Annotated in this window: 13 protein-coding genes and 2 tRNA genes; 7 read left to right on the top strand and 8 right to left on the bottom strand. The window is 68.7% G+C overall.

Features of this window, described 5'->3' with window-relative positions; all coding sequences use genetic code 11:
• Positions 1 to 2 precede the first annotated feature (2 nt).
• The 6 genes from G328_RS0105845 to G328_RS0105815 form a co-directional block, all read right to left on the bottom strand.
• Complete coding sequence (locus G328_RS0105845) at positions 3 to 428, bottom strand: RusA family crossover junction endodeoxyribonuclease (protein ID WP_019618406.1); 426 nt, start codon at positions 426 to 428, stop codon at positions 3 to 5.
• Positions 425 to 580, bottom strand: coding sequence for a hypothetical protein (locus G328_RS16465; protein WP_019618405.1), 156 nt, complete (start codon positions 578 to 580; stop codon positions 425 to 427). Before G328_RS16465 ends, G328_RS0105845 begins: the two co-directional genes overlap by 4 nt.
• Positions 577 to 786 (bottom strand): helix-turn-helix transcriptional regulator, encoded by a 210-nt coding sequence (locus G328_RS14415; protein ID WP_019618404.1) that lies wholly within the window; start codon positions 784 to 786, stop codon positions 577 to 579. Before G328_RS14415 ends, G328_RS16465 begins: the two co-directional genes overlap by 4 nt.
• An 82-nt stretch (positions 787 to 868) precedes the next feature.
• On the bottom strand, positions 869 to 1,069 hold the full coding sequence (locus tag G328_RS0105830) for a hypothetical protein (RefSeq protein ID WP_019618403.1): 201 nt from the start codon (positions 1,067 to 1,069) through the stop codon (positions 869 to 871).
• Positions 1,070 to 1,175: 106 nt separating this feature from the next.
• Positions 1,176 to 1,301: a hypothetical protein gene (locus G328_RS16820; RefSeq protein ID WP_275401666.1), complete on the bottom strand. Its 126-nt coding sequence runs from the start codon at positions 1,299 to 1,301 to the stop codon at positions 1,176 to 1,178.
• Between the two features lie 58 nt (positions 1,302 to 1,359).
• On the bottom strand, positions 1,360 to 1,626 hold the full coding sequence (locus G328_RS0105815; protein ID WP_187325735.1) for a helix-turn-helix domain-containing protein: 267 nt from the start codon (positions 1,624 to 1,626) through the stop codon (positions 1,360 to 1,362).
• A gap of 135 nt (positions 1,627 to 1,761) precedes the next feature.
• Between G328_RS0105815 and G328_RS0105810 the strand changes: the two genes are divergently transcribed.
• From G328_RS0105810 to G328_RS14405, 3 genes are read left to right on the top strand one after another with little or no spacing between them, the layout of a single operon-like run.
• Positions 1,762 to 2,319, top strand: coding sequence for a hypothetical protein (locus tag G328_RS0105810; protein ID WP_019618399.1), 558 nt, complete (start codon positions 1,762 to 1,764; stop codon positions 2,317 to 2,319).
• Positions 2,320 to 2,347: 28 nt separating this feature from the next.
• The gene (locus G328_RS14410) at positions 2,348 to 2,740 is read left to right on the top strand and encodes an ImmA/IrrE family metallo-endopeptidase (RefSeq protein WP_187325734.1); all 393 of its coding nucleotides are present in this window, start codon (positions 2,348 to 2,350) and stop codon (positions 2,738 to 2,740) included.
• 11 nt (positions 2,741 to 2,751) lie between these two features.
• Complete coding sequence (locus tag G328_RS14405; RefSeq protein WP_019618397.1) at positions 2,752 to 4,053, top strand: tyrosine-type recombinase/integrase; 1,302 nt, start codon at positions 2,752 to 2,754, stop codon at positions 4,051 to 4,053.
• An 83-nt stretch (positions 4,054 to 4,136) separates the two neighbouring features.
• Here G328_RS14405 and G328_RS0105795 read toward each other — a convergent pair.
• A tRNA-Pro gene (locus tag G328_RS0105795) sits at positions 4,137 to 4,210 on the bottom strand.
• Between the two features lie 88 nt (positions 4,211 to 4,298).
• Between G328_RS0105795 and G328_RS0105790 the strand changes: the two genes are divergently transcribed.
• The 3 genes from G328_RS0105790 to G328_RS15770 all read left to right on the top strand — a co-directional run bounded on the left by G328_RS0105790 (position 4,299) and on the right by G328_RS15770 (position 6,242).
• Positions 4,299 to 4,886, top strand: coding sequence for a DNA-3-methyladenine glycosylase (locus tag G328_RS0105790; protein WP_019618396.1), 588 nt, complete (start codon positions 4,299 to 4,301; stop codon positions 4,884 to 4,886).
• 106 nt (positions 4,887 to 4,992) lie between these two features.
• The gene (locus tag G328_RS14400) at positions 4,993 to 5,841 is read left to right on the top strand and encodes an NADPH-dependent oxidoreductase (RefSeq protein WP_019618395.1); all 849 of its coding nucleotides are present in this window, start codon (positions 4,993 to 4,995) and stop codon (positions 5,839 to 5,841) included.
• Positions 5,842 to 5,915: 74 nt separating this feature from the next.
• Positions 5,916 to 6,242, top strand: coding sequence for a hypothetical protein (locus tag G328_RS15770; protein WP_154651525.1), 327 nt, complete (start codon positions 5,916 to 5,918; stop codon positions 6,240 to 6,242).
• Between the two features lie 315 nt (positions 6,243 to 6,557).
• Here G328_RS15770 and G328_RS0105775 read toward each other — a convergent pair.
• Positions 6,558 to 6,631 (bottom strand) — tRNA-Gly (locus tag G328_RS0105775).
• A gap of 186 nt (positions 6,632 to 6,817) precedes the next feature.
• On the opposite strand from G328_RS0105775, the gene G328_RS16330 reads away from it, so the two are divergent.
• Positions 6,818 to 11,659 (top strand): hypothetical protein, encoded by a 4,842-nt coding sequence (locus tag G328_RS16330; protein ID WP_154651524.1) that lies wholly within the window; start codon positions 6,818 to 6,820, stop codon positions 11,657 to 11,659.
• Positions 11,660 to 12,654: the final 995 nt, after the last annotated feature.

Raw genomic sequence — 12,654 nt, 5'->3', positions numbered from 1 at the left:
GGTTAATTTCCTTCCAATTGAGTGACGCGAATACGAACCCCTGCTGGTTCTGTTTCGGTCGCGTATTTCTTTGTTTGTGTTGAGGTGACGATTTGTGAGTCATCGGCGATTAGCCACGAATCCGTGAGCGCATCGCCGATCGCGCGGGTGAGTTTGTCGAGGTCGGGCTTCACCGTTGGCAGCTCCCGTTTGACGGTCTTGCCGCGCGGCATCCAGAAGATGAGATCGACCCGGACGGGCACGCCGCGTTCGATGCGGGCGCCGGTCGCGCGGGCTGCAACTCGAACTTGTTCGCGCCACGCCTTCAATGCGTCCGGGTTCTTGTCGACGACCACCGCCCGGGGTCGCTCCCCCTGCTTCTGTGTGACGAATGCGTTCTTCGAGCCCTGCGGCGCGGGCACGCCCTCGACCGTGAAGTCGATGCTCATCGCGGCTCATCCCCGTTCGGCGCGACGGCCGCGTAGAGGGCGCAAGGCACCAGCAGCAGCGAGCACGCGAAGTTCGACGGCGTGTGCCCGAGGCCCACGACCCCGACCAACGCGAGGGCGATCACGATCACCCAGCCGACGAGCGCCCTCACGATGCAGCCTCGAGACTCTCGACCCACGACCACACCTCGTCGAGGCGGTAGCGCACGAGTCGGCCAAGCTTGAACCAGCGCGGGCCATACCCCTGATCGCGCCATTCCTGCAGCGTCGTCACGGCGACGTCGAGCAGCTCGGCCAACGTCTTGGGCGACACGAGAATGACGTGAGTGTTCTCGGATTCTGTTTCTGGAATCGACAAACGTCGCTCCATTGGGATAACTCCCACGATGCAACTCCTCAGCTGCTAATGCCCAATTCAGATATGGGCGGAATGAATTTGATTAGGACCCGCAGACCGCGGGCAATTCCCAAATGTTGAGAAAGTGGACTTGGCGTTCTGCCCGACAGGCATCCTTCGCTGCCTCGGTGGTAGAGAGTGCGCCGGCCCAGAACTTGGCTGCCGTGTCACCGGCGTACGTGAAGGCGTCTCGCTCAGCCTCGTGCTCATCGAGATACTCGCCCGTGCTGATGTCGACGATCATCGCGACACCCAAGGGATGAGGCCGAGGGCTTCGTCGATGCCGACCTCGTTGATGCGGCGCTCGAGCTGCTCCGGGTGCGTCTCCGGGCGAGACCAGTCGCGGGCGTTCATCGCCGGCCTCGCAGGAGCTCGTAGAAGATGGGGGTGTCGAGTCCGTCGATCGCCTCGACAGACTTGACCTCTTCTGTTGCTCGGCGGAATAGCTCGAGCAGTCGGGATGGGATACTGAACATGTTGAGGGTTCCTTCCTCTTCCATGCCCCGGCCGTTGCAGCGGTGCGGGGCTTTCTTGTCAGCTAGCGAGTGCAGCCGGCTCGGAGAACAGATAGTCGACAGTGACGCCCAGCCAGGGCGCGAGCGTTGCGATCTCGTTGAGAGAGAACGGCTGGTCGCCCTTGTGCCGAGCCGATGCAGCTCGGGACCCGATGTGCAGGATCTCAGCGAGGTCAGACAGGCCCTTCTGCTGCCGCGCCATCTCAGCTCGAACATTGGATGCCACCAGCAGCGACAGCTGAGTCCGCCGTGCCGGGGAGGTGTGTGGTGTGCTCATGGTCACCATATTGCGTCCTGACAGACGCAGTGTCAAGCCCGCAAGGACGCATTTTGTATACCCGAAGGACGCATTATGTCGCTGACCTGCAAATTTGCGTCGCAACATGGCGGAAAATGCGTCTCACAAGGTAGCGTTTACGCCATGAATCAACAGCCACTGGACGCCCCTGGCCACTTTGCACGCCTCGTAACCGCGGCTGTCCGCTACACCTGGCTCAAGGAGGAGCGCCTCACTGGGCGCGGCCTCGCGCGACGCCTCGGCCGCTCGGAGAAGTACGTACGGGAGCGCCTCAATGGCAAGTTCTCGTTCTCACTCAACGACATCGAGATCATCTGCCTGTTCGTCGGCCAGTCGCCCGAGATCTGGATCGCCAAGATCGTCCACGACGAAGAGTTCGCGAAGCACGTCGCGGAAGAACTCAAGCAGCTCCCCGCAATCGAGACGCCCGAGCCGAAGAGCCTCGACATCAAGCAGCTCATCGCGACCGCAGACGAGACGGACGCGCACGACGAGGACGACGAGGACGACGACAACGTCGTCACCTTCCCCGCCGGCATCGAAAACGACTTCATCCCCGACACCCGCCCAACTCACCTACGCGCAGTCGAGGAGGACATAGAGGCCGAGATCGCAGACCAGCCATACGCGGCCGAGAAAACCGACCAGGGCATTGGTGAGCTCGACGACGACAGCCGTTGATGTCGGAGGCATGCTCGACACTCGGCCCATGTGGGATCCACTCGAGCACGCCGACCTGCACCGCATTCGTGTCCGCTGGCGCCACCAAGACGAGGCCGGCCGCTGGTATCGCGACCGCCGCCTCATCACCCTCCGCCACGGGCTCACGCCCATCCAGGAGCGTTGCACGCTCGCGCACGAACTCGGCCATGCGTTCCATCAGCATTCACACTCGGACGAGCACACCGAGCTGCAGGCCGACCGTTGGGCAGCCGGCCAGTTGATCACCGTCGACACCGTCGTCGACTGCGCCCTCGTCTACCCCGACCATCCCGAACGGTGGTGCACCGAACTCGAGGTCACGCCGCACATGCTCCGCACCTGGTTCTCAAACCCCACTAACTCCCGTCGCGCCGAACAGCTCTGGCGCGCGACCGCTTGAAAGGCGCTCTCATGGCGAAATCTTGGGTCACTGACCTCTGGACCAAGACCGCGATCATTGGCGGCGAGCGCGTCGCGCCGACCGCCGCGCAGCTGCGCAAGATCAAGTCACTGCCCGACGAATTCCGTACCGCGCGGTTCGGGAAGGGGAACCGTTGGCGGGTTGGCTGGGTCGACCCGCAGGGTAAGCAGCGCACCCGCACGTACGCGACGAGGGCAGCTGCCGACGAGTACGCGGCCAGTCTCGACGAAGACCTCCGCGTCGGCCGGTACACCTCCCCCGAGAACGCCGGCAAAACGTTCGACGACGTCGCCACGCTCTGGCTCGCGTCGAAGCGGAAAGCGAAGGGGTCGACGATCTGGCGGTACACGCGCGACCTCGACCGGTGGGTGCGACCCAAATGGGGGTCGATGCCGATCGGGCAGATCGACCGTGCAGCGGTCGAGACGTGGGTGGATGAGCTCACGAGCGGCACGGCGCCGATCTCGCAGGATGCGAAGCGCCGGAATGTTGGCGGGCTCGCGCCGAAGACCGTGCAGGGCATTGTCGGGATCGCATTCGGCTCCCCGATGAGGTGGGCGCTCGAACAGCGCTGGATCACCGAGAACCCGCTGCGCCGTATCGAGCTCCCCCAGCCTGACGATGGCGACGATGAGACGCCCGCGCTCAGCTACCTCGAGGTGGAGCTGCTCGCCGACGCAGTGAGGACGATCCCGCGGCCGAAGCGCGCCGTGAACGAGTCGGATGGCCAGGTCAGCTACACGCTCGTGCAGTTCCTCGCCTATACGGGGCTGCGCATCAATGAGGCGTGCGCGCTGGATTGGCGTGACGTCGACCTGCACAAGCGCCGTGTGCGGGTTCGCAGCACGTGGACGGTCGACAAGACAGGGAAGCGGGTAATCGGCCCACCGAAGGGCTGGGAGCGCCGCACCGTGCCACTGCCCGCCCACGTGGTCGCGCTGCTCGAGGCGACCGAACGCAAGGACCGTGTCGGCTGGGTGTTCAAATCACCTCGAGGCGAAGCGCTCGATGACAAGAATTGGCGCAACCGCGTGTGGGCGCCAGCAATCCGTGAGGTTGGGCTCGACGGGTTCACGATTCATGGGCTGCGGCATACGGCCGTGTCGAACGCGATCGCGGCCGGCGCTGACGTGAAGCTGATCCAGCTGATGTGCGGGCACAAGTCGGCGACGATGACGCTCGACGTGTACGGGCATCTCTGGCCTGATCGCCTCGACGAGGTCGTCGATGCCGTGTCTGAGGCGCGACGTCGTGCGCTGGTGGTTCCGGTGCGACTTGTAGAGGATTTGTAGCAGGGCGCATTTGCGAGTGAACCTGGGAAACGAGAAAGACCCCGACTCGCCAGCAAATTACTGGGGAGTCGGGGTCTTGTTTGTCGGGACGACAGGATTTGAACCTGCGACATCCTGCTCCCAAAGCAGGCGCGCTACCAAACTGCGCCACGTCCCGTTGGTGGCACGTCTCAGGTCACGACTCTGACCGTCACACGATGCCCCGGCGAATGACTCTACCAAGGATGCGTGCCAGGCTAGACCAAGTGAGCAGCATCGCATCGACGTCATCGGCCTGGGAGTGGCTCGTGACCGATGCCGAAACCGCCGCGCGACGCCTGCTCGGCGCGACAATCGTGCGCGAACTCGACGGCGAGCGGCTGAGCGCGCGCATCGTCGAGGTCGAGGCGTACGACCAGGAGGATCCCGCGAGCCACACGTTCCGCGGCCCGACGCCCCGCAACGCGGCGATGTTCCTCGCGGCCGGCCACGCGTACGTGTACCTGAGCTACGGCATCCACCACTGCCTCAACGTCGTCGCGGGTGTCGCAGGCCACGGGTCGGGCGTGCTTATTCGCGCGGTCGAACCGGTCGACGGCCTCGAGACGATGCTCGCGCGCCGCGGCACGCCCCGCAAACAGGTCACGAACGGGCCCGGCAAGGTGTGTCAGGCGCTCGGCATCGACCTCGCGCTCACGGGGCATCCGCTCGAGCAGCCGCCGCTGCGGCTCATCCGCGGCCCCGAACCCGCCGACGACGAGATCGTCACGACCACCCGCATCGGCCTCACGAAGGGCGCGGATACGCCACGTCGCTTCTACCTCGCGGGTCACCCCGATGTGTCGCGACGGTAGCGAAGCGGCGGGTGACGCGCGAGATCGCCGAGGCGCGTATCCGCCCCGCTCGGCCCAACCCGATCACTACGACCACCACGAATCCACCCGACGAAGGAGCACCGCGTTGCCGAACCCTGCGACTGACACCGAAACTCAAGCCGACACCCGCGACCTCGTCGAGCGCCGTTACGGCACCGAGCCCGGGTTCGACGTCGGCGAGAGCACCGACGTCATCGACCTGCAGCTGCGGCACCGGTCGGTGCGCCGGTTCCTGCCGGGCGACGTGACCGACGAGCAGCTGCGGCTCATCGTCGCGGCGGCGCAGTCGGGGTCGACGTCGTCGAATCTGCAGGCGTGGAGCATCATCGCGGTGCGTGACCGGGAGCGTCTCCTGCGCATCTCGAAGGCGCTTGGCGGGCATCCGTATATCGAGCGCGCGTCGGTGTTCCTCATCTGGGTCGCCGATTTTCAGCGCGCGGCGCAGATCGCTGGCCGCCGCGGCGAGGAGGTGAAGACGCTCCACTACCTCGAGAACACGCTCGTGTCGTTCGTCGACGCCGGTATCGCGGGGCAGAACGCCCTGCTCGCCGCCGAGTCGCTCGGGTTCGGCGGAGTGTTCGTCGGATCGGTGCGAAACGACCCCGACGCGCTCGTCGACGAGCTCGCGCTGCCGCCGTACACCTTCCCGATCGTCGGTATTGCGCTCGGGGTTCCCGACCCCGACGAGCCCGCCGGCACGAAGCCGCGCCTCCCCCAGCGCGCCGTGCTGCACGAGGAGCAGTACGACGCCGAGGCGTGGCGCGACGCCGCCGACGAGTACGAGCAGACGCTCGCCGACTACTACGCGGGCTACGACCGCAACAACTACAGCTGGGCGTTCACGCTCGGACGCCGGCTCGGCACCGAGCGCGGGCTCTACGGCCGTCAGCACATGCGCGCGTGGTTGGCCGCGCAGGGGCTGCCGTCGGAGTGACCGGATGCGCCCGGTGTTCGGGCGCGCCGGGCGGCTGACCTGCGCTCGCGATCGGGTTTGGCAGGGTCGTGGGCATGAGCGAGACCGACCGTTACGACGGCAGCCCGATGCTGCGGCTGCTGGATTCCTATGTGCTCGACGCGATCGGCATGCTCGATGAGGCGACCGCGGCGTCGCTGCCGGTGGCGGCGCCGAAGCTTGCCGAGGCGTTTGGGATGACCGGCGGCACCTGGCAGGAGATTGTCGAGCAGGCGCTCGATTTCAACGCCGATCAGCGGCTCGCGCTGCTCGAGGCGTGGCACGACCACGTCGCCCGGAGTGCGGAGCACGGCGTCGCGCCGAATCCGCTCGCGTTCACGCACGCCGTGAGCGACCAGATTTCGGGGCGCGCGGCGGGGTAGCGAGGCGTGCTGCCCTGGAGCGCAGTGTGCCGCCCGCGAGGTCGACGCCCATGCCTTCTCTTCCGCTAACTGACGGCAATTTGCGGCTTTTTCAGCCGAAAAGCCGCACATTGCCGTCAGTTAGCGAAGGTAGTGCGGATAGGGCGGGCGGCGGATGAGCGCGGGCAGATGCACGGTGTCGGCTCAGCAGCCATGTCACGGTCATCACTATCGCGAACTGACGGCAACTTGCGGGAATTTCAGTGGAATCGTTGCGAATTACCGTCAGTCCGCGGAGGTCGGAAGGATGCGTGCGTACGTGAAACTCCGGAAATTTGGAGGGGATGACGGGAATCGAACCCGCGTGACCAGTTTGGAAGACTGGGGCTCTACCATTGAGCTACATCCCCGCGTATTGCAGTGCTGCAAGACTCCGCAAGTGTAGCGGAATTTCGCTGGTTCGATCGTCCGACTCCACCGCTGGGCTGAATTCTGTGCGGTGTCCGTCGGCGTGAGAGTGATCCTGTGGATGAATCGCCACGCCGCCTCCGCGGCTCGCTACTGTTCGGTTCAGGACGTCGTTTCAGGGGGCCCACATGGATACCGATGGCAGACGCGAGCATCCGGAGTTTCCGGCCTCGTTGCGGCAGCTTCGGTCGGTCGAGATGTGCCCGTACTGCTTCACCGCGACGCGGGGCGCTGATGCCTGCGGCGAGTGCGGCCTCGACCTGACGGATGCGCGGCTCGCGGATGTCTTCACGCTCTCGGAGCGCGCGGCGACGGCGCTGAGTCTGCGCGGCCAGCTGCTGCAGGGGGTCATCGGCACGCAGCGCGAGGCCGAGGATACGCGGATCGAGTCCGAGGCGGAGGCGCCAGCTACCGCCTCCACTGCCGCTGCCGACGAGATGCCGCCGCTGCCCGAGATTTCGGCTGAGCCCGTGCATCCGGTCGAGCCGATCAGCTCGACGCCACCGGCGCCGCCCGCGCCTCCTGAGCCCCGCGTATCCACGCCTGACACTGCGCCGTCGGCGCAGCCCGCGCGTCCGTCGATCGCCGGCGCTTGGATGACATCGGCGCCGGATGCGGCAGGCGGGTGGGGCGCGCGCGCGACTCCGTCGCAGGCCGCGGCCGCAGAGCCCGCGAAGCCGAAGCGCTCGGGCGTGCAGCTCGCGCTGCTCGTGACGGGCATCGCGTTCCTCGCGGTCGCGGCGATCGTGTTCTTGACGGTCGCGTTCGTGCTGTTCGACCTGATGGTGAAGGCGCTGATCACGGCCGCGGTCACCGCGACGGTCATCGCCACCGCGAGCTGGCTCGGGCGCCGCAAGATGACGGCGACGGCCGAGGGCGTGGCGGTGCTCGGCGTCGTGCTGCTCGGGCTCGACTTCTGGGCGGTGCGCGCCCTCGGAATGTTCGGGCTCGACGTGGCCGACCCGGCGTCGTACTGGGGCACGGCGCTCGCCGGACTCACGGCGATACTCCTCGGTTGGGCCCGGCTCAGCGGCCTCGCGACGCCGAAGTTCGTCGCGGCGCTCACGGGGGTCCCCGCGGTGCTGCTGCTCGTCGCTTCCCTCACCCAGTTGCGGCCGGGCGGTGACGCGCTGTGGGGGCTCTCGTTCGCCGCGGCCGCCGCGGCGAGCGCGGCAACTCCCCTGCTCTGGCGCACGTCGACGCCGGAGGGCGGGCGCGCGCCCGACCCGCTGCCGGTCGGACTCAACCTCGGCATCGGACTGCTCGCGGGTGCGATTGCGCCGCTCGCCGCGGGGCTCGGCCGCACCGACACCGTCGACACGACAATCGCGGTCGTCTCGATGCTGCTCGCGCTCGGCGGCTCGCTGGCGATCGTGTTCTGGCACGATCGCGCGCGGCCGGGCGGTCCGTTCGGCGCGTTCGCGCACATCGCCGCGGCGCTTGTCGCGTGGCACGCGCTCGCGCTCGGGCACAAGGTGGGGCAGCTCGCGACGGCCGCTGGCTCCGACGCGGTCGACCCCGGGCAGGGGCTCCCCTATGCCTTGCCCGTGCTCGTGGCGCTCGCCCTCGTCTGGCAGCGGCTGCCGCTCCGGGCTCCGAGTCGGCGGTCGATCGTGCAGGTCAGTACGATCGCGGCGGCCGTTGCCGCGGTGGTTCCGGTGGTCATGTTCCTCTGGCACATCACCGTTGTCGGCGTCGACCTCGCCGCCAACGGTGACGACGTGGCGGGGCGCTCCGCGCTCGCGATTCCCGCGTTCCTGACGGCGGCACTCGCCGCGCTCCCGCTCGTCGGTATGCGTTTCGACTCCGACGTGCTCCCACGGCGCGCGCTCACCCGCATCGGCGCGGGCGTCGCGGGCGTGCTGCTCACGGTTGGTGCCGCGGGGCTCCCCGGCCCGGCCGTGTATCCGACCCTCTGCGTCGCGCTCGCGCTCGGGGTGGCGCTGGTTGTTGTGGCGCGGCTCGATGCGGGGGCGGATGCGCGGGGCGGCACGGATGCGCAGGCAACGGCGGATGCGCGGGTTGCGGCGGATGCGCGGGCCCAGGCCGCCCAAACCTTGCCCGCTCGTGGCCGCGCGCCCTTCGGCGTCGCGGGCACGGCGCTCACGATCGCCTCGGCGACCCTGCTCGAGGGCTTCGCGGGCATCGGCTCGGCCCTCGCGACCGTCGCGCTGACCGCCCTCGCACTCGCGCTGATCGCGACCCGGTTCATCCGCGTCGCTGCGCCCGGGGCGTGGCTCTCGGCCGCCGGAATTTCGGTTGCGGCGATCGCGTGGGGCAATGCGTTCCTCTCCCCTGTCGAGTGGGGCCCGGCCGCGCCGCTCGACTCGCTCGCGCGGCTGTTCCTGCTGACGCTCGTGCCCGCGCTGCTGCTCGGCCTCGGCGCGCTCGGCGCGGCCTCGAGGCTCTCGAAACACGAGCCGCCGCTGCTCGCCGGGGCCGGGCTCGCGCTCGCGCTGCCGCTCGGTGTGTTCCCGATGTTCGCGCTGGTCCGCGACACCGACGGATACGCGGTCACCTACTTTGCGCTCGCCGCGCTGACGCTCGCGCTGATCGTGGCGGCCGCGATCTCGGCCGCGCGGCACGAGTCACCTGGCCGCGGGCCCGCGATCGCGCTCGTCGGGATCGTGCCGGTAACGGTGACGGCGACCTGGGCGCTGCTGCACACGATCGAGGGTGTGGCGGCCGTGGGGCAGGCGCCGATCGCGGCGATGACCGTGGCCGTGCTCGCGCTCATCGTGCGCGTCGCCACCCGCGCGAGGATCGACACCCTCGCGACCGAGGCGACGAATCTGCTCGTCGTTGGGGCGGCGCTGCTGTGGCTCCTGCTCCGGTCGTGGACCGGCCCGTTCGAAGTCGCCGACTGGCTCGCATTTGCGGTCGTGCTCGCGGCGCCGCTGCTGTCGGTCGTCGCGGCGAATCGGCACCCTCGCTGGCGCGCGGCCGCGCCGTGGATTCCCGCCGCGGCGCTCGCGCTGCTCGGGCCCGGATTCGTCGTCTCAACCGTCACGGGCGAGCCGCTCGCGATCCTCGTCGCGACGCCCGTCATTGCCGTCGCGGTGACCGCGTTCATCGTCGCGCTCGCGCGCTCGGGCCGGTACTCGGGCGCCGCCGCGCAGCTCGCGATTTCAGCCGTCGCCGCGCTGTTTGTGACGAACGGCGCCCTCGTGACCGACTGGCAGAGATACCCGGCCGCGCCCACCCTGCTCGCGATCAACTTCGTGGTCGTTGCCGTCGCCTGGCGCGCGGCCCCGCCCGTCGGCCGGTGGGTTCGTGCCGCGGCGGGCACGGTCGCGGCGCACGGCGTGCTCGTCGGGTTCGCGGCGGTTGCCGCGTGGCTGCTCGATACCTGGAACGCCCAGGGCGGCCTCTCGGGCTGGACCGTCTCGCTCACCCTCGGCGCGGCCACGCTCGTGGGCGTCACCCTCGCGCTCGGCGCGACCCTGCGTATCCTCGCCCACTCTGCGGAGCTCGCGGAGGCGCTTCGCCGCGCGATCGCGATTGCTGCCCTGGCGGCCACGCTCGTCACCGTCGCCGTGATGCCGGTGGCGCTCGCGGTGACGGCCGCGCGCCCGCTCGACGTCGTCGCGGTGGTCGCGGCGGTTCCGGCCGCCATCGCCGCGGTGTGGTGGTGGCAGCGGGATGCGGTCGGCTCGCTCATTGGCGGGGTCGCGCTCGCCTGTGCCTCGGCTGTCGCGATTGGTGTCGCCGGGCTCACGCTGCTCGGGCAGCTCGACGCGTATCGTGCCGACGTCGCGACGCAGGTGGTCGTGACGGCGATCGCCGCGATCGGTGCCGCGCTGACGCTGCCTCGGGCGGTGTCGACGCAGCTGCGCTGGCCGGCCGCGTGGCTGCTGCTGACCGCGCTGCCCCTCTACTTCGATCCGCTCGGCACCTGGTGGGCGATCATCGCCGCATCGGTACCGGCCCTCGGCGTTGCGGTCACGACCGCCGTGCGGCACTGGCGCGATGAGACCGCGAAGCCGCGCGCCGAGCTGTTCGTGCTCGCGCTGCCGCTGCTCACCGCGACCATGACCTCCGAGCTTGATCACGGGAAGCTGGCGTTGCTCGTGACGGGTCTTGCCGCGATGATCGTCGCGTTCGGCGCGACGCTGCCGAGGGCGTTTTCGGTGGGGCGCGCGCTGGCCCGCGCGGGGTCGACGGGGCTCACGATCATCGCGCTGCTTTGGCTCTGGGGCGGCGGCCCCTCCCCCGAGCCGTACTTCATCGGGGCCATCGGCCTCGTGTCGGTGGCCGGAGTGTGGCTCGTGCTGCGGGTGTTCCCTCAGGCGTCGGTTGTGGCCGAGCGGTGCGTCTACGCAGCGGGCGCGCCCGTGTTGTTCACGGCGATCGTGACCGGGGTGCTCGCCGAGACGCCTGTCGCGACCGCAATCGGCGTGGTCGTGAGCGCGCTCGTGGCGCTCGGGGTGTCCGCCGTCGCGGAACGGGTGCGGGCCGGCGATGTCGTCGCCGCGAGCCTCGGAACGCTGTCGTTCACCGCGATGGGAGCGAGCATCGCGTTCGCCGAGGGGGTCGAGGCCGCGGACGTCTGGATGCTCCTCCCCGTGCTGCTCTGCGGCGTCGCGGCGGGCGCGATTGCGATGCGCGGTCGGCCCGGCCTGCGCAGTTTCGCCGCCGTTGGGGCGCCCCTCGGCCTTGCGCTCTTCGTGCTCGTGAATTCCGAGGGCGTCACTCCGAGCTGGTGGCGGATCGGCCTCGCGACCGTGCTCATCGTCGCGACCATTCTCGTGGGCGCGCTCGGACGGCTGCAGGCACCGCTCGTGCTCGGCATCATCGCGGCGATCGCACACGTCTTCGTCGCCGGACGCACCGTGCTCCCCGACATCGCCATCCCCTGGTGGGCGTGGCTCGCCGCCGCCGGCATCGTGCTCGTGTTCGTCGCCGCGACGTACGAGCGGCGGATGCAGCAGGCACGACGCATCGCCGTGGGTCTGCGCGCGATGCGGTGACCTGGCTGGTGGATGCGGTCGGCTTGTCGCGGATGCGGTCGGGTGGCTTCGGATGCGGTGGGCAGGCTGCGAAAACAGCAAGACGATGGCAGATACGGCGGACTGACGGCAAGTACGGCGGGCCGGCGAACGGTGGCGGCGAGCAGGCTGCGGATGCAGTGGGCCGGCGGCGGATGCAGTGGGCCGGGTCTGGTCGCGTGAGCGGGAATCGCGTGGCCGAGACCTGTTTGGTCCGGGCTCGCTGGCCGAGGATCGGCTCGGCTGAAGGGCGCGTGATCGGGCTCACGGTGCTGCAGGCTCGAGGTTCCGGGGCACGCGCCGAGCAACGCACCCCGCAGACCTCCTGCGCCCGAGGCCCCAACGCCGTCTCCCTCCCGCCCCGCCGGCTGACGGCAACTCGCGGCATTTACAGCGAGAAAGCCGCAAATTACCGTCAGCCAGCGGAGACCAGACGGATGGTCGCCCGCGGATGGCGCGACGCCAAGAAATGTCGCAGAGGCGTAGTGAGCTGAAGTTCCGACACCTTCTCCCCCACCCCCGCCGACTGACGGCAACTTGCGACATTTTCAACGCGAAACCCGCAAATTACCGTCAGTCAGCGGAGATCAGACGGATAGGCGCCAGTGGATGGGGGCGACGTCGGGAAATGTCGCAGGGTCATGGTCCACTGAAACCAAGACAGCGAACCAGGCGACGCGAAGAAATGTCGCAGGGTCGTGATCCACTGAAACCAAGCCAGCGAGCCGGGCGACAGCGGGACATGTCGCAGGGTCGTGGTCGACTGAAACCAAGGCAAACAGGTACGGAAGGAGACGACCCGAGATGACCAGCACGGCACACGATTTTGACGACCTCTCTGACGAGAGCCTTCGCGCGGCGCTCGATCGCTTCCACGCCGACCTCCGCACGCGCGCGGCTGTTGATGCCTCAGACTTCAGCACCTACGCCACCATCTACCGCACCGCGCAGGCGTACACGAACCGCGATTGCGGGCC

Source organism: [Zimmermannella] faecalis ATCC 13722 (genome assembly GCF_000381765.1).
GTDB lineage: Bacteria > Actinomycetota > Actinomycetes > Actinomycetales > Microbacteriaceae > Gulosibacter > Gulosibacter faecalis.
This window is presented reverse-complemented; position numbering and strand designations above follow the sequence as displayed.